This is a genomic window from Streptomyces sp. NPDC002845, assembly GCF_053591955.1.
Genome location: NZ_JBSFUU010000116.1, coordinates 1 through 22,814, shown reverse-complemented (window position 1 = coordinate 22,814; position 22,814 = coordinate 1). Strand labels below are relative to the sequence as shown.

The following is a 22,814-nucleotide window of genomic DNA, read 5'->3' as shown; positions in this document are numbered from 1 at the left end:
ACGGGCCGGCGGTGGTCAGGACGGCGGCGGTCGCCACGCCGGCGATCAGCCAGCGCTTCCAGTGCCTGCGAAAGGTGGTGGCCATCGTGATCTCCTGAGTGCTTTTAAGGTTTGAACTTCAACTGAACTTTCAAGTATTTGCCTACGGCTTGCCCCGGGGTGCGAGCGAATCAGGCAAGGAGCTGCTCGGAGACGTCCCAGAGGCGTTCGGTCGCTTCCGGGTCCAGGGCGTGCGCCGCGACCCCGGTGTTGGTGCCGGGCCGGTGCGGTTCGGCCTCGTTGCAGTCCTCGAAGTAGCGGCCGGTGGCGCCGTCCAGCACGGGCGACGCGGCGAGCAGTACGGAGGTGGCGGCGCCCTCTTCGACCGTCTTGAAGGACATCTCGGGCAGGGGGTTCCCCTCGCCGACGAGTGCCTGGAGGTGGGTCATGAACAGCGCCATCTCGGCCTCGCCGACGTAGCGCATCAGGTTGGTCCGGATTCCGCCGGGCATCAGCGCGTTGGCCGTGATCCCGTCGTCGGACCAGCGTCGCCCGGCCTCGACGGCGAACAGCACGTTGGCGGTCTTGGACTGCCCGTACGCCAGCCACCGGTCGTAGGGCCGCTTGGTGAAGTGGAGGTCGTCGAAGCGGACCGGTGAGAAGAGGTGGCCGCTGGAGCTCACCGACACCACACGGGCACCGTCGGCCGCCGCGAGGGCGGCGTGCAGTCCGGTGGTGAGGGCGAAGTGCCCGAGGTGGTTGGTGGTGAACTGCAACTCCCAGCCCTGGAGCGTCCGGGTCTCCTGCGGGGCCATCACGCCCGCGTTGTTGACCAGGATGTGCAGCGGACCTTGCCAGGCCTCCGCGAACGCGCGGACGGACGCCGGATCGGCCAGGTCCAGCGGGGCGACCCGCACCCGGTCGGTGCCGGTGGCTGCGCGGATGTCCTCGGCGGTGCGCTGGCCGGCGACGACGTTGCGCACGGCGAGAGTGACCTCGGCGCCGGCTCCGGCGAGCGCGCGGGCGGTCTCCACGCCGATGCCGGACGCGGCGCCGGTGACGACGGCGCGGCGGCCCGTGAGGTCGATGTCCCCGATGACCTCGGCGGCCGTGGACTCGGCGGTGAACGGAGTGGTGATACGTGTCCCCGTAGTCATTCTTGCGACGCTCCCTGTTTGCTAAGCTCGAAACCGGAGGTGCCTCCGATTGGACTTGGACCATAAACGGAGGATCCTCCGATTGTCCAGGAGGAAGGAAAGCTGTGACCGCCACCACACGCGGACTGCGTGCCGATGCGCAGCGCAACCGGCAGCGTCTGCTGGAGGCCGCCGTGCGTGCCTTCTCCGAGCGGGGCACGGACGCGTCGCTCGAAGCCATCGCCAAAGACGCCGGCGTCGGCATCGGTACGCTCTACCGGCACTTCCCCACCCGTGAGGCGCTGGTCGAGGCCGCCTACCGCAACGAGGTCGCCCGGGTCTGCGACAGCGCCACGGAGCTGCTCGCCGAGTTCCCGCCCGATCAGGCGATGCGGCTGTGGATGGACCGGTTCATCGACTATCTGGCCACCAAGAAGGGCCTGGCGGACGCGTTGCGGGCCGTCATCGCCTCCGGCGCGGACCCGTTCACCGAAAGCCTCGACCGGATCAGCACGGCCATCAGGACTCTGCTGGACGCCGGAGCCGAAGCGGGCGTCCTGCGCTCCGACGTCGACCCCCTCGACGTCGGATTCAGCCTCGGCGGTGTCCTGCTGATCACCAGCGACAAAGGACTGCGCGACCGTGCGGACCGCATGCTCGACCTGCTGCTCGACGGGCTTCGCTACGGCGCCGGCTGAGGTGTGTGCCGGCCGGGCGTTCGCGGTGTGTCACGAGCGGGCCGAGGCCGTACGGCGGTAACGGCCGGGCGCGATGCCGTGCTCTCGGGAGAAGGCGCGGGAGAAGGCGAACTCGGAGCTGTATCCGACGGCTTGGGCGATGTTGCCGACCGGGGCGTCGGTGTCGCGCAGCAGACGGGCGGCCTGGTCGATCCGTACCCGGGAGAGATAGGCCAGCGGGGTCAGGCCGGCCACCGCCTTGAACTGGCGGGCGAAGGCCGGGCGGGACATCGCGACCGTGTGGGCCAGGCTCTCCACCGTCCAGTCGCGGTGCGGCTCTTCGTGCATCAGCGACAGGGCGGCTCCGATGCGCGGGTCACGCAGCGCCGTCAGCCACGACGGTCCCGTCTCGTCGACGGCGTCGGCCCGCTCGATCCAGGCGCGCACCATCAGCACGAACAGCACTTCGGTCAGCCGGGTCGCCACGGCACGTGATCCGGGCTGGCCGCCCGCCGTCTCGGTGGCGAGGACCCGGATGATGCCCTGCAGTTGCGGGTCGGCGCTCATGCCGGGGATGTGGATGACCTCGGGCAGCGCCGACAGGACGGGATGCCCGGTGGTGTCGCCGGTGTAGTGGAACTTGCCGCACACCACCCGCACGACGGGCCCGTTGCCCCCGAGGTCGACCACGCCCTCGCGGCCCGGCGGGTGAGCGGCCTCCAACTCCGCGTAGGGCAGGGCGTCCTCGTGGGGTGACCCGATGAGCTGGTGCGGGGCGCCGCGCGGCAGCAGCACCACATCCCCGGACACCAGCTGCATCGGCGGCGCGTCGGAGGTCCGCAGCCAGCAGGCGCCCTCGGCGATGAGGTGGAATCCCGCGGTGTCGAGCTGGTCCACGGCGCAGCCCCAGCCGGAGCCGGACGAACGCAGCTGAGCCAGCAGAACGCCCTTGAAGCCCGTGGCAGCCAGTACGTCGGCGAGTACATCCATGCCTCACACCCTAGCGTCGGAATGATGCAGAGGATCTGATGATGAGACTCTGGAGCAAAATTCTGAGCTTCTCTGTCATGGATGCTCTTGAAACCGTTGCCTAGTGTCGTTGGTGAACGACAGCCCCAGAACGGCGCGCCACCGTCGGCCGCCACGTAGGACGGAAGCCATGAAACTAGGCATCGCCATGTTCCCCGCGGACTTCGCCATCCGACCCGACGAACTGGCGCGTGCGGTCGAGGAGCGTGGTTTTGAATCGCTGTTCCTTCCTGAGCACACCCATATGCCCGCCACCGAGAGCAGCCGCGCGGAGGTGGGGGAGCTGCCCGCGCACTTCTCCCGCACCCACGACCTGTTCGTCGCGCTCGGGTACGCCGCGGCCGCCACCCGGAATCTGAAGGTGGGCGCCGGTATCTGCCTGCTGCCGCAGCGCGATCCGATCGCCACAGCCAAGGCCGTGGCCAGCCTGGACGCCCTGTCGGGCGGGCGCGTGCTGTTCGGGGTGGGTGCCGGATGGATCAGCGAGGAGATCGCCAATCACGGTACCGACCCCGCGCGCCGCTGGAGTGTACTGGCCGAGCGGGTGAAGGCGATGCGTCAGATCTGGGAGAACGACGTCGCCGAATTCCACGGCGAGCACGTGCGGTTCGGTCCGCTGTGGTCCTGGCCCAAGCCCCACCGGCCGTCCGGCCCGCCCGTGCTGGTGGGCGGTTCGGGACCTCGCGTGGCCGACCGGGTGCTCGACTTCGGCGACGAATGGATGCCGCACGCCGGCATGCCTGTGCCCGAACTGGCCGAGCGCATCGTCAAGTTGCGCGCGGCGGCACGTGCGGCCGGGCGCGCCGACGAGGTGCCGGTGACCGTCTACGGCGCCGAACCCGAGGCCGCGCACCTGGCGGAGCTGCGGGACATCGGCGTGAACCGAGCGGTGCTGTACGCGCCCCCGGCCGACGCCGACACCGTGCGCCGCTTCCTGGACGAGGTGGCTCCGCTGCCCGCCGCATTCCACAACTGATCGAACACTGAAGATTGAAGATGGAGAACACCATGAGCAAGGTCTGGTTCGTCACCGGCGCCTCCCGCGGCTTCGGCCGCCGCTTCGTCGAAGCCGCGCTGTCCCGCGGCGACAAGGTCGCCGCCACCGCGCGTGACGCCGGCACGCTGACCGACCTCGTCACGGCCCACGGCGACGCGGTACTCCCGCTGGAGCTGGACGTGACCGACAAGTCCGCGGTCTTCGCGAGCGTCGAGCGGGCCAAGGAGTACTTCGGCCGCCTCGACGTGATCGTCAACAACGCGGGGTACGGCCTGTTCGGCGCCGTGGAGGAACTGACCGAGCAGCAACTGCGCGACCAGCTGGAGACCAACCTCTTCGGCGCCCTGTGGGTCACCCAGGCGGTCCTGCCCCACCTGCGCGAGCAGGGCTCCGGCCACATCGTGCAGATCTCCTCCACCGGCGGTGTCGCGGCCTGGCCGCTGCTCGGCGGCTACCACGCCTCGAAGTGGGCCCTGGAGGGGCTGACCGAGTCGCTGGCCCAGGAAGTCTCCGGCCTCGGGGTGAAGGTGACACTGGTCGAGCCCGGCGGGTACGCCACCGACTGGGGCGGCTCGTCCGCCGTCCAGGCCGACCCCAACCCCGTCTACGACCCCACCCGTGAACAGCTCGACGCGTTCGTCCAGAGCCTGGACTTCGGGGACCCCGTCGCCGCCGGCGAGGCGCTGCTGGAGGTCGTCGACTCCGACAACCCGCCGCTGCGGGTCTTCTTCGGCACCCAGGGCAACCAGATGCTCCCGCAGGTCTACGCCGACCGGCTCAAGACCTGGGCCGACTGGGCCGACCTCTCCGTCCGGGCCCAGGGCTGACAGCCCGCCCGACCCGAAGGGGCCCGTTGCCGATCGGTCGGCAAGGGGCCCCTTTCGGTCAGACGCTGGATTCGGCGTGGATCAGAACATGGTGTTGTCGTTGGCGGACTCCGCAGGTACGTCCTGGAGGACGTCCCAGTGCTCGACGATCTTGCCGTACTTGTTGACGCGGTAGATGTCCACGACGGCCTGGCCGCGGTCCCCCGGGTTGAGGCGGTAGTGGGCGTGGACGGCCACGAGGTCGCCCTGGGCGATGACGCGCTTGCGTTCCACGATCATGTTCGGGAACTGCCGGAAGAAGTCGGTGAACTGCTCGCGCAGGCCGGCCGAGCCGTTGGGGATGGTGGGGCTGTGCTGCTGGTACTCCGCGGCCAGGTACCTGACCGCGTCGGGGTTCTTGTCCTTGGTGATCATGTCGAAGTACTCGACCGCCACCTTCTCGGTGAACGGCGTCAGCCAGCGGGGGCCGGGCCGGCTTGTGCGGGGATGGCTGACCGTGGAGAACATGTCGTTGCCGTTGACGGTCGTCTCCGGCACGTCCTGTGCCACCTCCCAGTGCTCGGCGAGCTTGCCGCTCTTGTCGAAGCGGATCATGTCGACCACGGCCTGACCGCGGACGCCGGGTTCGGGGATCGTGTTGGCGTGCACCAGGACCAGGTCGCCCTGGGCGAGGACCCTCTTGACGCTGTACTCGTGGTCCGGGAACTGCGCGGTCCAGGAGCGGACGAAGTCCTTGAGCGCCTCCCTGCCGTCGGAGGCGAAGGGGTTGTGCTGGATGTAGTCCTCACGGATGTACTTGTCCGCGGCCGAGAGGTCCCCGTGCTCGAAGAGCCGCTTGGTCACGTGGACGGCAAGGGCCTTGTTGCGCTCCTGCTGGGCGGGGCTGGGCTGCCAGGCGCCCGCGGCGGCCGTGCTGGAGGCGGGCGGGGCGGCGGTGGCGGCGGGCGCGAAGCCGGTCACGGCTCCCAGGGCGGCGGTGGCCAGCAGGGTGGCGACGGCCTTGCGGGACAGGAGGGTGCTGCGCATGACGGTGTTCTCCAATGCGGGGCTGAGAAGGAGGTGGTGGGCTGAGCAGGCCGGGCGAAATCCGCTGCGGTTGGGCAGCACCCCGAAGGGGCGCGGGGCTGTGTACATGTGCGGCTCCGCCGCGGCGATCACCTCGCCCCGGGCCGGGCGTGCGGCGCGGGGGCGGTGCGGCTCAGCCGTGGGCGGCGAGCGAGACGTGCTCCCACTCGGTCCAGTCGGCCAGCTTGCGCGCGTAGTGGTCCTTGACCATCTGGATCGGCGGCCTGCCGAAGAACACCCGCAGCGGCGGGTTCTCGGCGTCCACGATCTTCAGCAGCGCGGGGCCGACGGCCTTGGGGTCGCCCAGGTCGGACAGGTCCAGGCCGTCGGCCAGGGCCTGGCGGACCCCGTCGTAGAGCGGGTCGGGCTCGGAGCGGGCGGCGGAGGCGCCGGGCCAGTCGGTGGGGTAGGGGCCGGGCTCGACCATGGTGACCTTGATGTTCTGTCCGGCGACCTCCGCGGCCAGTGACTCGGACAGCCCTTCGACGGCCCACTTGGAGGCGTGGTAGACGCCGAGGCTGGGGAAGGCGAGGACTCCGCCGACGGAGGTGACCTGCACGATGTGGCCGCCGCCCTGGGCGCGCAGCAGGGGCAGTACGGCCTGGGTGACCCAGAGCACGCCGTAGAAGTTGGTCTCGAACTGATCGCGTGCCTCGGCCTCGGTCAGTTCCTCGACCATGCCGAAGTGGCCGTAGCCGGCGTTGTTGACGACGACGTCCAGCCGGCCGAAGTGCGCGTGGGCCTTCTCGACGGCGTCGGACACGGCGGCCTTGTCGGTGACGTCCAGCGGCAGCGCCAGCAACTGCTCACCGTAGGCGGCGACGAGGTCCGCCAGGGAGTCGGTCTTCCGGGCGGTGGCGGCGACCTTGTCACCGCGCTGCAGCGCGGCCTCGACGAACGAGCGGCCCAGGCCGCGGGACGAGCCGGTGACGAACCAGATCTTGGACATGGGAATCCTTCGCACGGGTGGGTGCGGTGGAGCGGAAGCGGGGGCGGGCGAGGAGCTGTTCGGCGACGTCCCACAGGTGTGCCGCAGGTCGATGTCCGCGACGACCTCGGCGGCCGTGAACCAGGCGGTGAAGGGAGTGGTGATGCCTGTCCCTGTAGCCGTGTTCGTGGTTCTCCTGGTTTGCTACGCTCGAAACCGGAGGTGCCTCCGATTCGGCTTCGACTCTAAGTGGAGGACCCTCCGTTTGTCCGGGAGGAAGGAAAGCTGTGACCGGCGCCATACGCGGATACGCGCCAAAGACGCCGGAGCCGAAGCGGGTGTCCTGCTGATCACCAGCGACAAAGGGCCGCGCGACCGCGCGGGTCGCATGCTGGACCCGCTCCTCGACGGGCTCCGGCGCCGCGCCGACGGAGGCGCGTGACGGCGGAGCGGGGCTGTCGACGATCCACGATGGGTCCCGCAGTCGACCGGAGGGCGCAACGGTGCTGCGCCGGCGCCCCGGACCCCCTCGAACCATCTCCCGGAATCTCCACCACCCACGTCAGCGGACCAAGAACAGGAGAGCGCCATGCAACTGGGCGTACACATCACGAGGTTCAACCACCCCGACGGCCCGGCCGCCCTCGGACCCGAACTGGCCGCCACGGGCGCGGCGGCGGAGGAGGCCGGCATCAGCCGACTCTCCGTCATGGATCACTACTTCCAGATGGAGTTCCATGGCCTCGGCGCGACCGAACCCATGCTGGAGGGCTACACCACCCTCGGTCATCTCGCCGCCCACACCTCGACGACTCGGCTCGGCCTGCTGGTCACCGGGGTGACGTACCGTCATCCCGGGCTGCTGGCCAAGATCGTCACTACTCTCGACGTGCTCTCCGGCGGCCGGGCCTTCCTCGGTATCGGCGCCGCCTGGTACGAGCGTGAACACGCGGGCCTGGGCGTCCCGTTCCCGCCGGTCGCCGAGCGCTTCGAGCGGCTGGAGGAGACCCTGCGCATCTGCAAGCAGATGTGGGACCCGCAGGACAACGGCCCCTTCGAGGGCCGGCACTACCAGCTGGCCGAGACGCTCTGCGTACCGGCGCCGGTGAGCTCCCCGCACCCGCAGATCATGATCGGCGGCGGTGGTGAGAGGAAGACCCTGCGGCTCGTCGCCCAGTACGCGGACGCCTGCAACCTCTTCGTCTCCAGCCCGGAGGAGACGGCCCACAAACTGCGGGTGCTGCGCGGTCACTGCGAGGACATCGGCCGTGACTACTCGGCCATCCGCAAGACAGTCCTCTACATGGACCCCAGCGGTACGCTCGACGGTTTCGTCGAGGCCATGGCCGACTACGCCGAACTGGGCGTCGAGGAGGCCATCGTCGCCCCGCCGGACGGCGCCCCCGCCCGCTGGATCGAGCGCTGTGCCGCGCCGGTGACGAAGGCGCTGGCCGAACTGGGCGCTGACCGCTGACGGAGCCTCACCTGGTCCGGGGCAACGCGAGAAGCGGGCCCCGTGCGCCGCATCGGCGATCGGCACACGGGGCCCGCCTCGGTATGACGGCCACCAGATCCGGCGCTTCCAGGAGCCTTTCGGTCACCGTCGGACGGATGACGAACCGAGGCTCTCGAACAGCACCATCCCGGCCGCGGTGTTCGACGCGGGCACGTGGTAGGTGTCGTACACGCGGCGGATGCGCGACCCCAGCGCTCCGCGCATGATCAGCCACATGATGAGTTCGATGCCCTCGGAGCCGGCCTCGCGGATGTACTCCTCGCGGGTCAGCGCGGCCAGCTTCTCGGGGTCGTGCTCGATCGCGTCGAGGAACATGCGGTCGAAGTCCTGGTTGATGAGTCCCGCCCGGGCGCCCGCGAGCTGGTGGGACATGCCGCCGGTGCCGAAGACGGCGACCTTGAGGTCCTCGGGGTAGGAGCGGATCGCCTCGCCGAGCGCGTTCCCCAGGGCCAGGCACCGCGCGGCGGTGGGCTGCGGGTACTGGATGACGTTCACCAGGAGGGGCACCACCGTGCACGGCCAGCTGTCGCCGGGGTCGGGGCAGTACACCGACAGCGGCACGGTCAGGCCGTGGTCGACGTCGAGTTCCTGATAGACCGTCATGTCGAAGGAGGCGTCGATCAGGCTCCCGACGAGATGGTCCGAGAAGTCGGGGGCGCCGGTGACCGTCGGCACGGGGCGGCTGCCCCACCCCTCGTCGGCCACCTCGTACGACTCGGCCGTCCCGATCGCGAACGTCGGCGTCACGCTCATGTCGAGGGCGTTGGCGTGGTCGTTGTAGACGACGACCGCGACATCGGGGGTGTGCCGGGCCATCCACTCCCGCGCCGGTGTGTACCCGTCGAACAGCGGCTTCCAGTACGGGTCCTCGGTCTTCCCGCGGTCCATCGCCGCACCGATCGACGGCACGTGCGAGGTGGCCAGTCCCCAAATGATCTCAGCCAAAGCTCCGCCCTCCCGCTCTCAACGCCTCCGCGAACTCCTCGGTGGTCATTCCGGTGAACACACCACCCAGGTACTGCATGGACTTCTGGTCGAGCACGGCGAGCTTGAAGACGTAGAAGATGGAGCCGCCCAGCTCCATCATCCGGTTCCAGTCCCGCCGCAGGACGGCGTCCCGCTGCTCCGCCGAGAGACCGTACGCATCGCAGTACGCGGCCTCGTCGGCCTGGAAGCGCGCGCGGTTCTCGGCGTACTTCAGGGAGCCGCAGAGCCGGTTGAGCGCCCGGCCGCGGCGGCTCTCGGCGGCGTCGAAGACGTAGGTGCCGGGGACCCGGGGTGTGGCACGGGGTGGAGTGGCGGACATCGCGGTCCCCTCCTTTCCGGTGTTCTGCCGTGTGGTCCGTGTGGTCGCCGTGTGGTCAGTGAAGGAGCCCGCCGCCGTCGCAGACATAGGTCTGGCCGGTGACCATGGCCGCGTCCGGCGAGGCGAGATAGGAGACGAGCCCGGCGAAGTGCTCCGGGGTGACGAACTCCTGGATCGCCTGCTGCCGCATGGTCGCGGCGAACACCTCGTCGCCGGAGTGCGCCCGGGTGCCCGGCGTCGCGACCTGCGCGGGCACCGCCGCGTTGACCGTGATCCGGTGCTCGCCCAACTCGCGCGCCATCACCCGGGTCATGCCGATGAGGGCGCCCTTGCCGGCCACATAGGCGATCTGGCCCGGCGACCCCGTGAAGAAGGTGCGGGACGCGACATTGATCACCCGCCCCCGGTGCGGACTCCCGCGCAGCCACGGCACGCAGGCCTGCACCATGAGCAGCGGGCCGACGGCGTTGACGTCGAAGAAGCGGTGCAACTCCTCCGGGGTCGTCTCCAGCAGACCGGCCCGGCCGGACAGCAGACCGGCGTTGTTGACCAGGACGTCCACACCGCCGTACGCCTCCACGATCTCGTCCACCGCCCGGCGGGTCGCGGCCGGATCGCTGACGTCGCAGTGCCAGTGCCGCACGCCGGAGGTCTCGCTCGTACCGTCCGGTTCGGCGATGTCCAGCGCGGCGACGGTGAACCCGTCCGCGGCGAGTCTGCGGGCGATGGCGCCGCCGAGGCCGCCCGCGGCGCCCGTGACCACCGCGATCCGTGGACTCCTGCCCTCCGGGCCGGCGGTCATGGCGCCTTCTCCTGCGGATGGGTGGCGAGCGCCTCCACGGTGATGTCCATCCACTTCCACATCGGCAGGGAGACCAGCGCGTCGTGCAACTCCGCCGGATCGGCCGCCTCGTACAGGCCGATGGTGGCGTTACGGCCCGGAACCCGCCACAGGCGCTTGAGGATTCCCGCCTCACGGAGCTGCTGGGCTCGTTCACGCTCGGCCTTGCGCAGTCCCTCGCGGACGTCGTCGGGGGTGTCCGGGGGCAGTGTGTTCTCGGTGCGGACGAGGAATTCCATGGGGTGTCCCCTCTCGGGAGGGTCTCAGGCTTTCGCGATCTTCAGCAGCAGGTCCGCCAGCGCGCCGGGGGCCGTGACCATGGCCTCGTGTCCCGTGGCGATCTCGTGCACCGGCCAGCCCCGGGCCGCGGCCCGCTCGGCGTGCGGGGTGAACACCCGCATCCAGTCGGTGCATTCGACGAAGACACCGGGCACCTGGTCCGCCTTGCCGGTCAGCCGGAGCGGTTCCGTGTACGTCAGCCACGGATGCGGGGTCAGGCGCGGGCCGAGCCAGTCCAGGTCCGCCTGGTCCTCGACGCCCAGCACGCTCAGCGAGCGCACCGGAATGAGCCAGCCGAAGCCGGGCCCGGCGACCGACTCCCGGTAGTGCCCGGCGACGGTGGGAGGCAGCAGGTCGATCGCCGCTTCACCGTCGCCGCCGACGAAGGCGTCGAGGTGCACCCGCTTCGCCAGCCGCTCCGGCACCCGGTCCGCGACCCCGGTGACGACCTGGCCGGCGTAACTGTGCCCGACGAGCACGACGTCCCGGGCGTCGTGGGCCTCGATCAGCGCCACGACGTCCTGGATGTGCGTGCCGAGCCCGACCTGCGGACCCAGCAGATGGGCGCGGTCGCTCACCCCGGTCAGCGTGGGGGTGTGCACCTCGTGCCCGGCCGCGCGCAGCCGCGGTGCCACGCGCTGCCACACCCAGCCCCCGTGCCAGGCCCCGTGCAGCAGTACGAAGACGTGGCGGCCGCTCATGCGGATGCCCTGGTACGCGCCGCACGGTCGCCCTGCGGTTCACGGGGCTGTTCACGGGCGAGCATCTTCGCCAGCGCGCGGCGTCCGCGCAGCGCGGCGAGGTCGGACTTGATGCTGGACTCGGCGGTGCCGCCCGGGTCGGTGGCGTACATGACCTCCTGTGCCTCCAGGGCGTCGACGTCCTCCTGCATCACCGCGAGCTGCTGCTCGTGCTGGAACTTCGTGAGCTCCTCGTCGTCGATGAGGTAGTCGCGGCCCAGGGCGTAGAAGTCGTGCGTCTCGTTGCCGCGCCCCGGCGTCATCCCGTACAGCACCCGCATGTGGAAGCCCTCCGGTTCCTCGGTTCCGGTGGGGGCGACGCGGATGTGCAGGATGAAGACGCCCGGCGGGTGGAACTCGCCGTCCTGCCAGCGGTCCACGGGCGAGGTCAGCCCACAGGACTTCTCGTAGAACGGGGGAGCCTGGATGCCGATCATGTGCCGGCTGAAGCTGACCCGGTCGCCGTCCACGGTCACGTCGATCGGGGTCGCGGCGACGGCGGCGTTGCCGATGCTCGTCGGGTGCAGGAACGTCTCGTGGGTGAGGTCGAGCAGGTTCTCCAGGAGCAGCACGTGCCGGGCCTTCAGCGGCACCACGCCCTGGACGTGGGTCCATCCCGGGTCGCTCAGCCACGAGGTGTCGGGCAGCAGGCTCTCGTCGGCGAGTTCGGGGTCACCGGGCCAGATCCATATGACACCGTCCCGCTCGACCAGGGGGAACCGGCGCAGCGCGGCCTTGGGCCGGTCGGCCTGCTCGGCGACACCGACGCACACGCCCTGACCGTCGAAGCGGTAGCCGTGGTAGTCGCACTGGAGGGTGCCGTCGTCGTCCAGGTGGCCCAGCGACAGCGGGTACTTGCGGTGCGGGCAGCGGTCCTCGACGGCGGTCACGGTCTGGTCGGGAAGCCGGTAGAAGCAGACCGGGATGTCCGTGATCCAGCGCTGTGTGAGCGTCCGGCCGATTTCGTTGGACCAGGCTCCCAGGTACCAGCCGTTGCGCACGTGCTGTGTCAGCATGGCGAGTCTCTCCTTTCAGATGTCCGGTCAGAGGTCCAGGACGAGGCGCCCGCCGCGCGCGCGGGAGACGCAGATCAGCATCGTGTCGTTCGCGGCCCGCTCGTCCTCGGTGAGCAGTGAGTCGCGGTGGTCGACCTCGCCGTCGAGGACGGCCGTCTCGCACGACCCACAGATGCCCTCCTCGCAGGAGGACAGGACCGGGACGCCCGCCTCCTCCACCGCCTTGAGGACCGACAGCTCCGGCGGCACGGTCAGCGTCATCCCGGACGCCTGCAGCTCCACCTCGATCGGCTGCTCGTCGGCGCCCTCGGCGGGCCCCTGCCCGGCCGCGGCGGCGAACCGCTCCACGTTCAGGGACCCGGCCGGCCATGTGGCGCAGTACGCCTCGACGGCGTCGATGAGCCCCGCGGGGCCGCAGCAGTACACCAGCGCGGATGGGTCCGGTTCGCCGAGGAAGCCGGCCAGGTCGAGGTGCCCGTACCGGTCCTGCGGTCGTACGGTCACGCGGTCGCCGTAGCCCTCCAGTTCGGGCAGGAACGCCATGGACGCGCGGGTGCCGCCGCCGTACAGCAGGGACCAGTCGGCCCCGGCGGCCTCGGCCTCGGCGATCATCGGGAGCAGCGGAGTGATGCCGATGCCGCCCGCGACGAAGAGGTACCGCGCGGTGGGCCGCAGGGGGAAGTTGTTGCGCGGGCCGCGGACCCGGAGTTCGCCGCCCTCGTGGAGGTGGTCGTGGATCCACCGAGATCCGCCGCGTCCGTCCGCCTCCCGCAGCACCGCGACGCGCCAGCGGGCCGTGTTCCCCACCGGGCCGCACAGCGAGTACTGGCGGGTGACACCCGTGGGCAGTACGACATCGATGTGCGCGCCCGGCTGCCAGGGCGGCAACGGTTCGCCGGAGCGCGTCCCGAGCTCCAGCGACACCACTCCGTCCGCCTCGACCCGGCGGGAGAGCACGGTGACGGTGCCGACGGCATCGGCATCGGTGTCGCGCGGCGGCCCGGCCGGTGTCGTGGTGCCGGTGGTGCCGGGTGTGTCCAGGGCGGTGGTCGACGGGCCCGTCATGGCGTTCATCTCCTCAGCACTGCCGGTTGGGGGCGCCGTGGCGGCGATTGGCCACGGGCTGCTCTTCATGGAAGCTATCGGCCGTCGAACGACCAGGTCATTGCCCGGATGACCGGTCCGGGGCGGCACAAGGTCACGGCCGGTCTACGTCATCTGTCGTGACGTCACGGGGCGGGCGGGGCCTGGTCGAGGTGGATGTGGACCGGGTGGTCCGTGGTCCACAGGGCTTCGACCACGGCGTGCAGGTCGCGCGCGTCGAGCCGCCACATCGGTTCGCCGTAGCGGGAATCGCGGCTGATGTCGCCGTGCGACACGGCACCGGCCAGCAGCTCCAGCTGATCGGGGGTGTCGACGGTGCCGACCGGGAGGTCCACGTAGAGGGAGGTGTCGCGGAACGGAACCCAGACGTGGGTCACCAGGACCCGCTCCGCGACGCTCTGCGCCGTCACGCCAGAACCCCCGTCGTCTGCGGATACAGCCGTACGTACGCCTCGGCCATGGTCGCGTGCGGCAGCCCCAGATTGGGGCCGGCGTTCCGCTTCAGCTGGACGCCCCGGCGCTTGGCGAGGTCGGTGTAGTAGTCCCACATGTGCTGCTGGGCGGCCAGGCACTCCATGGCCTTGCGCTTCTTGTCGAAGACGGAGGTGATGTCCAGCAGGAGGTTCGGCTTGAAGTCGCACTGCTCCGGCTGATGCGGCTCGAAGAAGAACACCGGGGGAGCGCCGAGCGGTTCACCGGGAGCCTCGTAGCCGACCGCCTGGGCGAGCACACGCGCCTGGAGCGCCATCCGGGAGGCCGCCGGGTGGTCGCCGTTGTACGGGTCGGCCTGCGGGTGGGTGAGCACGACCGACGGACCGACCTCGCGGTAGACCCGGACGATACGGTCCACCAACTCCGGTGTCTCGACGAGCGGATAGTCCCCGGCGTCCAGGAACTCGATCTCCGCGCCCAGCGCCGCCGCGGCGTTCGAAGCCTCCGTACGGCGCAGGTCCTTGATCTCGTCGAGGGCGAGACCGTCACGCCAGGCACGGGCCGACTCCCCGCGCTCGCCGAAGCTCAGGCACAGCACCTTCGCACGCTGACCTCGTTCGGCGGCCAGGGCGATGGCGCCGCCGGCCCGCCAGACGAAGTCGCCCGCGTGCGCGCTGATCACCAGCAGCGCCCCTTCGGACGGGCTGGAGGTGTTGGGGGGCATCTGGACTCCTTGGGCTGGGGTGAATCCTTGGGCTTGGGGCGATCGGGGGTGATCGGGGATGAAAGGGGGCGTCGAACGGCGAAGGCATCGGCCACACGCCGTCACGCTCAGGCCGAGTCGTCACGCTCAGGCCGAGTCGGCCTCCTGAGCCGCCTTCCTGGCCCAGGCGGCTTCGAGCTTGCCGGTCGGGGTCCGCGGCAGTCTGTCCGTCAGGACGACGGAACGCGGCACCTTGTAGCCGGCGAGGCCCTGCCGGACCAGGTCGCGCAGTTCCTCGGCGGTGACGGTGCTGCCCGGCCGGACCGCCACGACGGCCGCCACACGCTCGCCCCAGGTCTCGTCGGGGACGCCGACGACGGCGCAGTCCGTCACATCGGCGTGCGACAGCAGGGCGTTCTCCACTTCCTGCGGGTGCACCTTCTCCCCGCCGGTATTGATCACGCCCGAGCCGCGTCCGAGGAACCGGATCGCGCCGTCGGCCTCGATCCGGGCCAGGTCGCCGGGGATCGCGTACCGGACCCCCTCGATGGTGCGGAACGTCTTCGCGCTCTTCTCGGTGTCCTTGTAGTAGCCGAGCGGCATGGGCCCGCAGTAGGCGAGGACGCCCGTCTCGTCGCTGCCGGCCTCGACGAAGCGGTCACCGGAGCCGATCACCCGCGTCGCGGGCACGGGGAAGAAACGCGCGGGCAGATCCTCCACCGAGGAGGTGATCGCGAAGGCGAACGGGCCCCCTTCGCTCGATGCGATGGCTTCGACGACCGTGACCTCGGCACGTTCGTGCAGGGCCCTCTTGAGGGGATCGCTGAGCGCGATGCCGGAGCTGATCATCCGGCGCAGCGAGCTCAGGTCGTGCGGGGTTCCGGCCTGTTCCGCCCGCAGGAGTTCGTCGACGAGCGGGCGGCACACGGCGTTGCCGGCGACGATGGCCGTGTCGACCCGCTGCTCGGCGATCGTGCGCCAGACGTTCTCCGGGTCGAGACCGCCCGGCCGCGCGGTGACCGCCCGGCCACCTGTCATCAGGGCGCCCATGGTGTTGAAGAGCCCGGTGGCGTGCATCAGGGGTACGACGGGCATGGTGGTCGCCGCCCGGCCCTCGCGGTGCGCCGCGGTCGCGATGGCCACGGCCTCGTCGAGGGTCGCGGGCAGCTCGGTGACCCCGAGCGGGTGGAGGATCGGGACCACCAGGGAGTGCAGCAGGTCGCTCAGCTGCCAGATCACGCCCTTCGGCTTGCCCGTGGTCCCGCCGGTGTACATGAAGAGCCGGTCCGATCCGGGGCGCGGCCGCGGTTCGCGTGGTGCGTGCGCGGCCAGCAGCTCCTCCAGTTCGGGTACGGCGGGCCCCTCGGGCGAATCGCCCACCCGCACGAGCAGCTTCAGGGTGCGTACGTTCTTGGCCGCGTGCGTGACGCGGTCGGCGAGGGCGCCGCTGAAGACGACCGCGGCGGCGTCGGCGTCGGTGAGGAGCTCGGACAGCTCCTCGCCGGTGTAGCGGTAGTTGGCATTCACCGGTACGGCACCGAGCTTGAAGGCGGCGAAGACCGTCTCCAGATAGGCGGCGCCGTTGTACAGGTAGCAGGCCACGGTGTCGCCCGCCCTCACCCCGGCCATTTCCAGCGCGGCGGCCAGCCGTGATGCGCGCTCGTCGAATTCCCGGTACGTGGTCTCACGACCGGGCTCGGTGATGGCGACGGCATCGGGCAGCGCGTGGGAGACCGCCTCCCAGATCGTGCCGATGGACACGTCCATACCTCAGACCTCCTCGTCCTCGGGGGCTCGGACGGACAGCATGCGTGCGGACCGACCGCAGGGCCGAGCACACCGCCCGAGCGGCCCCGTGGGCCCGGCGCGGGGGAGTTGCGGGTCCACGGGGCCCCTCCTCAACCTAGGCATGTGCCGGCTGCGCGGGAACATGACCAATGACCGAACCGGCTCGGCGCTTCGACCGGGCGGTGAACAGGTCGAATGACGTAGGCCCGCCTCGAATCCGCCGGGCTACGATGCTGTGGCCGGCCGTGAGTCGTCCCCGTCCGCCCTCCGGCCCGGCGTGTTCCACGGACGCATCACCATGGCAGAGCGGCCTTCGGGGCGGGCTCGTGGCTCGTCGCCGCTGACGCTGACGATGTTGAGGAGATCGGTCATGCCCGGTTCGCCTGCGCCGCTGGCGGGGTGGGACGACATCGCCGCCGTCGCGCCGGACGGCCTCGCGGTACTGGACTGCGCGGGCCGGTTCGTCCGGCTGAACCCGGCGGCGGTCGCGTTGTGCGGTGCGCACGATGAGGCCGAGCTGCTCGGCAAGCCGTCCCCGTTCACGTTCGTGGAGGGCACCGCCGGGTGTGGGACAGGGCTGCTGGAGGAGCAGTCGGACGAGCATGTGGCCTTCTGGGTGTCCGCCTCCGGAGCCCCGCGCGAGTTCGCCTACCGGGCCCGCAAGCTGCCGGCCGACTTCAAGTCCACGGTCGTGTCGTTCCGCGACGTCACCGACGCGTCGCACCGGCAGCGCCGGATCGCGGCGATCGCCCAGACGTCGCTCGCGCTGGCCCCGGAAGGGTCGCTCGGCTCGACGCTGGACGCCGTGGCCCAGCAGATCGTCCAGGCCGACGGCCTGGCCGGCGCGCAGATCCTCATCCTGGACAGCACCGGCCGGGAACTGCGGCTGATGGGCTCCGCGGGGCTGCGGCACTGGGATGTGTTCCTCGACCGTCTGCTGGAGTGCCGCGACAGGGGAGCCCGGCTGTGCATGCTGGACACCCTGAAGGAGCGCCAACCGGTCGTCGTCCCCCACCGATGGGCCCAGATCCGCGAGGACCCGGCCTGGGAACCGCTGCACGACTACCTCGGCGAGCTGCACTGGGACTCCTTCGCCAGTGTGCCGCTGATGGCGCGCGGCCGTCCCGAGGGGGTGCTGAACGCCTACTTCGCCCCCGGGCAGGAGGTCGGCGGCCGGACCCTGGAGTTCCTCGCCGCCATGGCGGAACAGGCCGCCCGCGCGGTCGACTACACCACGCTGCTCCAGCGCGAGCGCGAAGGGGCCCGGCGGAACGAGCGCCAGCGCCTCGCCCGTGATCTGCACGACTCGATCGTGCAGCAGGTGTTCTCCATCGGCATGCAGGCCAACGCCGTCGGGGTGCTGGGCGCGCGCGGCGGACCGGTTCCCGCGGAGGCCGTCCGGACGTTCGCCGACGAGGTCGGAGCCCTCTCGCGGACCGTCCTCGCCGACCTCCGGGCCATGGTGCACGAGCTGCGGCCGTCCTCCTCCACCCGGCTCGGGCTGGAGGACGCGGTGAGCGCGCTCGTCAAGAGCACCGAGAACCGGACGGGCCTGGGCATCCGGCTGCTGTGCGAAGAGGGGCTGGAGGAGGTCGAACCGGACCTGGCCGAGGACATGTACCGGATCGTCGCCGAGGCCATCCACAACGTGGTCAAGCACGCGGAGGCCACCACCGCCACCATCCGCCTCGGCGTACACGACCACACACTGACCGCGAGTGTCCGCGACGACGGGCGCGGACTGCCGGAATCCGGCGGGCGCGGGGCCACTTCGGAGGCGTCGGAGGCACCAGAGGCATCAGAGATCTCGGCGGCCTCGGGGACCTCGGCAGGGGAGGGCGGCCGGACGGCCGGTGCGGCCCGGTACCACGGCTACGGACTGACGACCATGCGGGAAAGGGCGGAACGATGGGGCGGCACCATGAGGATCAGATCCCGCGCGGGGAGCGGTACGACCGTGCGCGTCGTCATACCCCTCCCCGTGCGGGTGCCGGAACCGGCCCCCGAAACGGCGGCGGACGGCTCCCGGAGAGCCCCGTCGGCGATGTCGCTCCAAGAGACGCCGAATCCCGCCCGATCCGGGTGATGATCGTCGACGACCACGCCGTCGTCCGCCGTGGCATCCGCGCCTATCTTGAGGTCCTGGACGACATGGAAGCGGCCGCGGAGGCCGCCGACGGCCAGGAGGCGCTGGCCCGGCTGGACGCCATGGCGGCGCACCGGGAACTGCCGGACGTGGTGCTGATCGACCTGCTCATGCCGAAGATGGACGGGGCGACGGCGATCGGAGCGATCAAGCAGCGCCACCCCGATGTACGGGTCGTGGTGCTCACCAGCTTCGGCGAGATGGAACGCGTCCACGCGGCCCTCGCGCAGGGCGCCGCCGGCTACCTGCTCAAGGACGCCGACGCGGGCGAGGTGGTCGCCGCGATCCGCGCGGCCGCCCGGGGCGAGGTCTTCCTCGACCCCGCCGTGGCCAGGGGGCTCACCCAGGAGATCGTCTCGCCGCCGTCCGGTCTCGCCGCACTCACCGGCCGGGAACGTGACGTCCTCGTCCTCGTCGCCGAAGGACGGTCGAACCAGCAGATCGCCGACGAGCTGGTGATCAGCGAGCGGACCGCCCGTACGCACGTCAGCAACCTGCTGCGCAAACTCCGGTTCACCTCGCGCACCCAGGCCGCGCTGTTCGCGGTGCGGCAGGGGCTGGTGCCGCCGCAGGGCTGACTGCGCACCGACCGCGACGGATGTCCCGTACCGGCCGGGACACAGGTCGGCGGCAGGTGCCGTCATCGGCCCGATCCTCGCGGGGCCGAGGCGTTCCTACGCTCGGGGAGTCGCCGTACCGGCTCCCAGCTCAGGAGGACATCATGCTCGACGGCACAGTCGCCATTGTCACGGGAGCGGGGCGGGGCCTGGGACGGGCCTACGCCCGCGCGCTGGCGGCGGCGGGTGCCGCCGTCGTCGTGAACGACCCGGACGCCGATGTGGCCGCGGAGACGACCGGCCTGATCACGAGCGCGGGCGGAGCGGCGGTCGCCCATGTCGGCGCGGTCGGCGGTTCCGAGTTCGCCGACGCGCTCGTGCGGCGCGCGGTCGACGAGTTCGGGCGGCTCGATGTGATGATCACCAACGCCGGCGCCCTGCGCGACAGGACCCTGCGCAACACCACCGACGAGGACTTCGACCTCGTCGGCACTGGCCACCTGAGGGGCACGTTCACCTGCGGCCGGGCCGCGGCGGCCCGCTTCCGTGAGCAGGGTGAGGGCGGCAGGCTTATCCACCCGCCGGGCAGCGCGCCGGCTTCGGCCAGACCGCGTACTCGGCCTCCAAGGGCGCGATCGTCGCGATGACGCGGACCTGGGCCGTCGAGCTCGCGAAGATCGACGTCACCGTCAACGCCATCGTGCCGACCGCGCTGACCCGCATGGTCGCGACCATCCCCGGTCTCGGCGACCTCGTCGCGAAGGGTCGACGCGGGGGAGCCCGTGCCCGAGGCGGCCCGGCGGCAGGGGCTCGGCTCGCCGGACGACGTCGCACAGGTGATCGTGTATCTGGCGTCGAAGGGGTCGGCCCACGTCACCGGACAGGCCATCGCCGCCGGGGGGCGACCGGATCGCCCTGTGGACGCACCCCGCTGAGGTCGACGAACGGTTCCGGGAGGGCGGCTGGACCGCGGAGTCGGCCGGTGACCTCTTCGCCGGGGCCTACGCGGAGCGGTTGCAGGAGTTCAGGCCCACGCCACTCGACCTGGGAGCCATCGGCGGCGCGTGACGCGCCTCCGGCTCAGGTGTCCGTACCGCGGACACCTGTCCTTTCAGGTGTGCGGTACGGCGGAGACGCGGGCGAAGTCCGCGCTGATGTCTCCCGCGGTCCCCAGCAGCAGCGGCAGATACTCCTCGGCGAGACGCTCGACCGATGTCTCGGCCGCGTGGCAGTTGACGTTGAGCGCCGCGATGACCCGGCCGGAGCCGTCCCGCAGCGGAGCCGCGACCGACCGGATGCCGGGCGCCAGCTGTTCGTCGGTCAGCGCCCATCCGCGGGCCCGCACCTCCCGCAGGACCGCGTCGCGCTCCTCCCGTTCGGGCTGCCAGCACGGCGTCAGCCCCGAGCGCGAGGGTTCGGCGAGCACCCGCTCCAGGTCGTCCGCCGGCAGCGCGGCGAGCAGCACCTTGCCGAGGGAGGTCGGCAGCGCCGGGAAACGCGTGCCGATCTGCACCGACAGCGTCACGAGCTTCGGGACGGCCACCCGGGCGACATAGACGATGTCCGAGCCGTCCAGCTGGGCCACGGAGCACGACTCGTCCGTCCGCTCCACCAGCCGCTCCATATGGGGCCGCGCGATGTCCCACAGCCCCATGGAACGCACGTAGGCGACGCCGAGTTCGAGCACCCTCGGGGTCAGTGCGAACCCCGCCTCGCCCGAGCGGACATAGCCGAGTTCCTCCAGGGTGAGCAGGATCCGGCGGGCGGTCGGCCTGGCCAGTCCCGTGGCACCGGCGACCTGGGACAACGACATGTTCGGCCGGCCGGGCCGGAACGCGGCGATGACCTCCAGGCCGCGGGCCAGCGCCTCGATGAAATCCGGTCCTGCTCCCTGGCGTGCCACGTGGCTCCTCGGCTGCGATCCGTCGGTGGTTCCCACTCAGCCTAGCGGGTGTCCGCCATGCGGACAGGACCGCATTCCCAGGCCTCTTCAGTGCGAGGCCATTGACACACCGGTGAGGTCGAGGCAACTCTGACCTCAGTTTGTCCGCCATGCGGATATCTGTCCGCTGACAACTTCTGGTTGACCCTTTGGGAGAGCCGTATGTCCGAAAAGCTCGAAACAGAACTCGCAACAGAACTCGGAACAGCGCCGGAGGAAACCCCGGCGGCCACCGTCCGGACCGGACTGCTCATCGACGGCAAGACCGTCGAGACCGACGACTGGGCGCCCGTCCACGATCCCGCCGCCCCCGACCGGATCGTCGGCCACGCCGCCGCGGCGACCTCCGACCAGGCGCGCGCGGCGGTGGCGGCCGCGGACGCGGCGTTCCCCGGCTGGGCCGCGATGCCCGCCCGCAGACGAGCCGAGATCATCGGCCAGGCGCTCACTCTGCTCGACGACAGCGTGATGGAACGTGCGGCTCTGATGACCCGCGAGAACGGCAAGATCTCCTTCGAGAGCCAGATAGAGATGGGCGTCTTCGTCGCACGGACCCGGGCGGCGATCGACCTGGTCGACTCCCTCGACCGGGTGGGGCGGCTCGACGGCCCGCCGCTGACCTCGCACATCCACCGGCTCCCCATGGGCGTGGTCACCGTCATCGTGCCGTTCAACTGGCCGATCGCGATCCTAGGGGCGAGCCTGCCGTACGCGCTGCTGGCCGGGAACACGGCCGTGGTCAAGCCCCCGCCCACCGTGCCGCTGGCCATGGTGCGGACGCTGGAAATGTTCGCCGCGGGGCTCCCCGACGGCGTACTCAACGTCGTGACCGGCAGCAACGACGCGGTCGCCCCGCTGCTGACCGATCCCCGCGTCCGGAAGATCGTGTTCACCGGCAGCACCGCGGCCGGCAAGAACATCATGGCCGCCGCCGCACAGAACCTCGCCTCGGTGACGCTGGAACTCGGCGGCAACGACCCCGCGATCGTCCTCGACGACGCCGAACTCGACCAGGAGCACATCGGGCGGCTCGTCCAGGGCGCGTTCCTGACGAGCGGCCAGGTCTGCATGGCCGTCAAACGGGTGTACGTCCACCGCTCCCGCTACGAAGAACTCGTCGACGCACTCGCCTCCGCCCTCGACACCCAGCGCGTGGGCCCCGGAGTCGATCCGGCCTCGACCATGGGCCCCCTCAACAGCGCCGCCCAGCGCGACACGATCGACGCCATGCTGGCCGAGGCGGCCGACGCCGGGACCGAGATCCGCGAACTGGGCACTCTGGCCCCCGGAGCCGCCGCATCCGGCGGCCACTTCCTGCGCCCCGCACTCGTCCTCGACCCGGACCCCGGCCTGAGGATCGTCACCGACGAGCAGTTCGGCCCCGCCCTGCCGATCCTGCCCTTCGACGACGTCGACGCCGTACTCGACCAGGTCAACAACGAGTGGTCGGGCCTGTGCTCCTCGGTTTGGAGCGCCGACCCCGCCCGTGCCGCCGCCCTCGCGGAGCGGTTGCGCACCGGCACCACCTGGATCAACCACGCCAACGCCGTCGCGTGCGACGACCGGGCTCCCTTCGGCGGCTTCCGCCAGAGCGGCATCGGACGCGAGATGGGGCCGGACGGCCTGCTCTCCTTCACCGAACCGCACACCATCACGACGCAGGGCTGAGTGGATACGGCTGGGCCCCGCACGCGGAAGCGGACGCTGTTGGCGAAGTCCGGCCTGTGGCGTGGGCAGGCCGACGAGTGGACCATGTGTGGCGGTGCCCGACTCGGAAGCGTGAACACTTCGGCCCGAAGTGTTCAC

General features: G+C 70.9%; 24 protein-coding genes and 1 pseudogene. 10 read left to right on the top strand and 15 right to left on the bottom strand.

What is annotated here, in order from left to right; all coding sequences use genetic code 11:
- Window positions 1–170: 170 nt before the first annotated feature.
- Window positions 171–1,136 (bottom strand): SDR family NAD(P)-dependent oxidoreductase, encoded by a 966-nt coding sequence (locus ACWD3C_RS44210; protein WP_451153724.1) that lies wholly within the window; start codon window positions 1,134–1,136, stop codon window positions 171–173.
- A 104-nt stretch (window positions 1,137–1,240) separates the two neighbouring features.
- On the opposite strand from ACWD3C_RS44210, the gene ACWD3C_RS44205 reads away from it, so the two are divergent.
- The gene (locus tag ACWD3C_RS44205) at window positions 1,241–1,813 is read left to right on the top strand and encodes a TetR/AcrR family transcriptional regulator (RefSeq protein ID WP_451153722.1); all 573 of its coding nucleotides are present in this window, start codon (window positions 1,241–1,243) and stop codon (window positions 1,811–1,813) included.
- A gap of 30 nt (window positions 1,814–1,843) precedes the next feature.
- On the opposite strand, the gene ACWD3C_RS44200 is transcribed toward ACWD3C_RS44205, so the two are convergent.
- Window positions 1,844–2,782: a cupin domain-containing protein gene (locus ACWD3C_RS44200; RefSeq protein ID WP_451153720.1), complete on the bottom strand. Its 939-nt coding sequence runs from the start codon at window positions 2,780–2,782 to the stop codon at window positions 1,844–1,846.
- Window positions 2,783–2,951: 169 nt separating this feature from the next.
- On the opposite strand from ACWD3C_RS44200, the gene ACWD3C_RS44195 reads away from it, so the two are divergent.
- On the top strand, window positions 2,952–3,797 hold the full coding sequence (locus ACWD3C_RS44195) for an LLM class F420-dependent oxidoreductase (RefSeq protein ID WP_451153718.1): 846 nt from the start codon (window positions 2,952–2,954) through the stop codon (window positions 3,795–3,797).
- Between the two features lie 32 nt (window positions 3,798–3,829).
- Window positions 3,830–4,645 (top strand): SDR family oxidoreductase, encoded by an 816-nt coding sequence (locus ACWD3C_RS44190; RefSeq protein ID WP_451153717.1) that lies wholly within the window; start codon window positions 3,830–3,832, stop codon window positions 4,643–4,645.
- A gap of 81 nt (window positions 4,646–4,726) precedes the next feature.
- Here the strand turns inward: ACWD3C_RS44190 and ACWD3C_RS44185 are convergent, their stop codons facing one another.
- Together ACWD3C_RS44185 and ACWD3C_RS44180 are read right to left on the bottom strand one after the other, a co-directional pair.
- Window positions 4,727–5,671 carry a nuclear transport factor 2 family protein gene (locus ACWD3C_RS44185; RefSeq protein WP_451153716.1) on the bottom strand — a complete coding sequence of 315 codons (945 nt, stop codon included), beginning with the start codon at window positions 5,669–5,671 and terminating at the stop codon, window positions 4,727–4,729.
- Window positions 5,672–5,843: 172 nt separating this feature from the next.
- Window positions 5,844–6,659 carry an SDR family oxidoreductase gene (locus tag ACWD3C_RS44180; RefSeq protein ID WP_451153714.1) on the bottom strand — a complete coding sequence of 272 codons (816 nt, stop codon included), beginning with the start codon at window positions 6,657–6,659 and terminating at the stop codon, window positions 5,844–5,846.
- 568 nt (window positions 6,660–7,227) lie between these two features.
- On the opposite strand from ACWD3C_RS44180, the gene ACWD3C_RS44175 reads away from it, so the two are divergent.
- The gene (locus ACWD3C_RS44175) at window positions 7,228–8,112 is read left to right on the top strand and encodes an LLM class F420-dependent oxidoreductase (RefSeq protein WP_451153712.1); all 885 of its coding nucleotides are present in this window, start codon (window positions 7,228–7,230) and stop codon (window positions 8,110–8,112) included.
- A 123-nt stretch (window positions 8,113–8,235) separates the two neighbouring features.
- Here the strand turns inward: ACWD3C_RS44175 and ACWD3C_RS44170 are convergent, their stop codons facing one another.
- The 10 genes from ACWD3C_RS44170 to ACWD3C_RS44125 all read right to left on the bottom strand — a co-directional run bounded on the left by ACWD3C_RS44170 (window position 8,236) and on the right by ACWD3C_RS44125 (window position 16,342).
- A complete protein-coding gene (locus ACWD3C_RS44170) occupies window positions 8,236–9,099 on the bottom strand; it encodes a class III extradiol dioxygenase subunit beta (RefSeq protein ID WP_451153710.1) in 864 nt (287 codons plus the stop codon).
- The gene (gene ligA, locus ACWD3C_RS44165; RefSeq protein ID WP_451153708.1) at window positions 9,092–9,460 is read right to left on the bottom strand and encodes a protocatechuate 4,5-dioxygenase subunit alpha; all 369 of its coding nucleotides are present in this window, start codon (window positions 9,458–9,460) and stop codon (window positions 9,092–9,094) included. The genes ACWD3C_RS44170 and ligA overlap by 8 nt, the downstream gene beginning before the upstream one ends.
- A 55-nt stretch (window positions 9,461–9,515) precedes the next feature.
- Window positions 9,516–10,262, bottom strand: coding sequence for an SDR family NAD(P)-dependent oxidoreductase (locus ACWD3C_RS44160; protein WP_451153706.1), 747 nt, complete (start codon window positions 10,260–10,262; stop codon window positions 9,516–9,518).
- Window positions 10,259–10,540 carry a muconolactone Delta-isomerase family protein gene (locus ACWD3C_RS44155; protein ID WP_451153704.1) on the bottom strand — a complete coding sequence of 94 codons (282 nt, stop codon included), beginning with the start codon at window positions 10,538–10,540 and terminating at the stop codon, window positions 10,259–10,261. Before ACWD3C_RS44155 ends, ACWD3C_RS44160 begins: the two co-directional genes overlap by 4 nt.
- Window positions 10,541–10,564: 24 nt before the next feature.
- Entirely contained in the window at window positions 10,565–11,281 is a 717-nt protein-coding gene (locus ACWD3C_RS44150) for an alpha/beta hydrolase (protein ID WP_451153702.1), read from the bottom strand.
- Entirely contained in the window at window positions 11,278–12,336 is a 1,059-nt protein-coding gene (locus ACWD3C_RS44145) for a Rieske 2Fe-2S domain-containing protein (protein ID WP_451153700.1), read from the bottom strand. The genes ACWD3C_RS44150 and ACWD3C_RS44145 overlap by 4 nt, the downstream gene beginning before the upstream one ends.
- Window positions 12,337–12,363: 27 nt before the next feature.
- Window positions 12,364–13,401 (bottom strand): PDR/VanB family oxidoreductase, encoded by a 1,038-nt coding sequence (locus ACWD3C_RS44140; protein ID WP_451153698.1) that lies wholly within the window; start codon window positions 13,399–13,401, stop codon window positions 12,364–12,366.
- Between the two features lie 164 nt (window positions 13,402–13,565).
- Window positions 13,566–13,850: a hypothetical protein gene (locus ACWD3C_RS44135; RefSeq protein ID WP_451153696.1), complete on the bottom strand. Its 285-nt coding sequence runs from the start codon at window positions 13,848–13,850 to the stop codon at window positions 13,566–13,568.
- Window positions 13,847–14,596 carry a PIG-L deacetylase family protein gene (locus ACWD3C_RS44130; protein ID WP_451153694.1) on the bottom strand — a complete coding sequence of 250 codons (750 nt, stop codon included), beginning with the start codon at window positions 14,594–14,596 and terminating at the stop codon, window positions 13,847–13,849. Before ACWD3C_RS44130 ends, ACWD3C_RS44135 begins: the two co-directional genes overlap by 4 nt.
- A gap of 126 nt (window positions 14,597–14,722) precedes the next feature.
- Window positions 14,723–16,342 carry an AMP-binding protein gene (locus ACWD3C_RS44125; protein WP_451153692.1) on the bottom strand — a complete coding sequence of 540 codons (1,620 nt, stop codon included), beginning with the start codon at window positions 16,340–16,342 and terminating at the stop codon, window positions 14,723–14,725.
- Between the two features lie 391 nt (window positions 16,343–16,733).
- Here ACWD3C_RS44125 and ACWD3C_RS44120 point away from each other — a divergent pair, with 391 nt between their 5' ends.
- The 5 genes and pseudogenes from ACWD3C_RS44120 to ACWD3C_RS44100 all read left to right on the top strand — a co-directional run bounded on the left by ACWD3C_RS44120 (window position 16,734) and on the right by ACWD3C_RS44100 (window position 20,001).
- Entirely contained in the window at window positions 16,734–18,449 is a 1,716-nt protein-coding gene (locus ACWD3C_RS44120; RefSeq protein ID WP_451153690.1) for an ATP-binding protein, read from the top strand.
- Entirely contained in the window at window positions 18,446–19,087 is a 642-nt protein-coding gene (locus ACWD3C_RS44115; protein WP_451153688.1) for a response regulator, read from the top strand. Before ACWD3C_RS44120 ends, ACWD3C_RS44115 begins: the two co-directional genes overlap by 4 nt.
- A 143-nt stretch (window positions 19,088–19,230) precedes the next feature.
- The gene (locus tag ACWD3C_RS44110; RefSeq protein ID WP_451153686.1) at window positions 19,231–19,713 is read left to right on the top strand and encodes an SDR family NAD(P)-dependent oxidoreductase; all 483 of its coding nucleotides are present in this window, start codon (window positions 19,231–19,233) and stop codon (window positions 19,711–19,713) included.
- Window positions 19,701–19,769: pseudogene (locus ACWD3C_RS44105) on the top strand (hypothetical protein); the annotation flags it as partial. The gene ACWD3C_RS44110 and the pseudogene ACWD3C_RS44105, both read left to right, overlap by 13 nt.
- Before the next feature lie 79 nt (window positions 19,770–19,848).
- On the top strand, window positions 19,849–20,001 hold the full coding sequence (locus ACWD3C_RS44100; protein WP_451153684.1) for a hypothetical protein: 153 nt from the start codon (window positions 19,849–19,851) through the stop codon (window positions 19,999–20,001).
- A 176-nt stretch (window positions 20,002–20,177) separates the two neighbouring features.
- Here ACWD3C_RS44100 and ACWD3C_RS44095 read toward each other — a convergent pair whose 3' ends face one another.
- The gene (locus tag ACWD3C_RS44095; RefSeq protein WP_451153682.1) at window positions 20,178–20,969 is read right to left on the bottom strand and encodes an IclR family transcriptional regulator domain-containing protein; all 792 of its coding nucleotides are present in this window, start codon (window positions 20,967–20,969) and stop codon (window positions 20,178–20,180) included.
- Between the two features lie 201 nt (window positions 20,970–21,170).
- Here ACWD3C_RS44095 and ACWD3C_RS44090 point away from each other — a divergent pair, with 201 nt between their 5' ends.
- Window positions 21,171–22,676, top strand: coding sequence for an aldehyde dehydrogenase family protein (locus ACWD3C_RS44090; protein WP_451153680.1), 1,506 nt, complete (start codon window positions 21,171–21,173; stop codon window positions 22,674–22,676).
- Window positions 22,677–22,814: the final 138 nt, after the last annotated feature.

What these genes read in the sequence shown, in the direction of transcription:
- ACWD3C_RS44210 (WP_451153724.1), bottom strand. Translation starts at nt 1,136, where the DNA reads ATGACTACGGGGACACGTATCACCACTCCGTTCACCGCCGAGTCCACG.
- ACWD3C_RS44200 (WP_451153720.1), bottom strand. Translation starts at nt 2,782, where the DNA reads ATGGATGTACTCGCCGACGTACTGGCTGCCACGGGCTTCAAGGGCGTT.
- ACWD3C_RS44195 (WP_451153718.1), top strand. Translation starts at nt 2,952, where the DNA reads ATGAAACTAGGCATCGCCATGTTCCCCGCGGACTTCGCCATCCGACCC.
- ACWD3C_RS44190 (WP_451153717.1), top strand. Translation starts at nt 3,830, where the DNA reads ATGAGCAAGGTCTGGTTCGTCACCGGCGCCTCCCGCGGCTTCGGCCGC.
- ACWD3C_RS44185 (WP_451153716.1), bottom strand. Translation starts at nt 5,671, where the DNA reads ATGCGCAGCACCCTCCTGTCCCGCAAGGCCGTCGCCACCCTGCTGGCC.
- ACWD3C_RS44180 (WP_451153714.1), bottom strand. Translation starts at nt 6,659, where the DNA reads ATGTCCAAGATCTGGTTCGTCACCGGCTCGTCCCGCGGCCTGGGCCGC.
- ACWD3C_RS44175 (WP_451153712.1), top strand. Translation starts at nt 7,228, where the DNA reads ATGCAACTGGGCGTACACATCACGAGGTTCAACCACCCCGACGGCCCG.
- ligA (WP_451153708.1), bottom strand. Translation starts at nt 9,460, where the DNA reads ATGTCCGCCACTCCACCCCGTGCCACACCCCGGGTCCCCGGCACCTAC.
- ACWD3C_RS44160 (WP_451153706.1), bottom strand. Translation starts at nt 10,262, where the DNA reads ATGACCGCCGGCCCGGAGGGCAGGAGTCCACGGATCGCGGTGGTCACG.
- ACWD3C_RS44155 (WP_451153704.1), bottom strand. Translation starts at nt 10,540, where the DNA reads ATGGAATTCCTCGTCCGCACCGAGAACACACTGCCCCCGGACACCCCC.
- ACWD3C_RS44150 (WP_451153702.1), bottom strand. Translation starts at nt 11,281, where the DNA reads ATGAGCGGCCGCCACGTCTTCGTACTGCTGCACGGGGCCTGGCACGGG.
- ACWD3C_RS44145 (WP_451153700.1), bottom strand. Translation starts at nt 12,336, where the DNA reads ATGCTGACACAGCACGTGCGCAACGGCTGGTACCTGGGAGCCTGGTCC.
- ACWD3C_RS44140 (WP_451153698.1), bottom strand. Translation starts at nt 13,401, where the DNA reads ATGACGGGCCCGTCGACCACCGCCCTGGACACACCCGGCACCACCGGC.
- ACWD3C_RS44130 (WP_451153694.1), bottom strand. Translation starts at nt 14,596, where the DNA reads ATGCCCCCCAACACCTCCAGCCCGTCCGAAGGGGCGCTGCTGGTGATC.
- ACWD3C_RS44125 (WP_451153692.1), bottom strand. Translation starts at nt 16,342, where the DNA reads ATGGACGTGTCCATCGGCACGATCTGGGAGGCGGTCTCCCACGCGCTG.
- ACWD3C_RS44120 (WP_451153690.1), top strand. Translation starts at nt 16,734, where the DNA reads ATGCCCGGTTCGCCTGCGCCGCTGGCGGGGTGGGACGACATCGCCGCC.
- ACWD3C_RS44110 (WP_451153686.1), top strand. Translation starts at nt 19,231, where the DNA reads ATGCTCGACGGCACAGTCGCCATTGTCACGGGAGCGGGGCGGGGCCTG.
- ACWD3C_RS44090 (WP_451153680.1), top strand. Translation starts at nt 21,171, where the DNA reads ATGTCCGAAAAGCTCGAAACAGAACTCGCAACAGAACTCGGAACAGCG.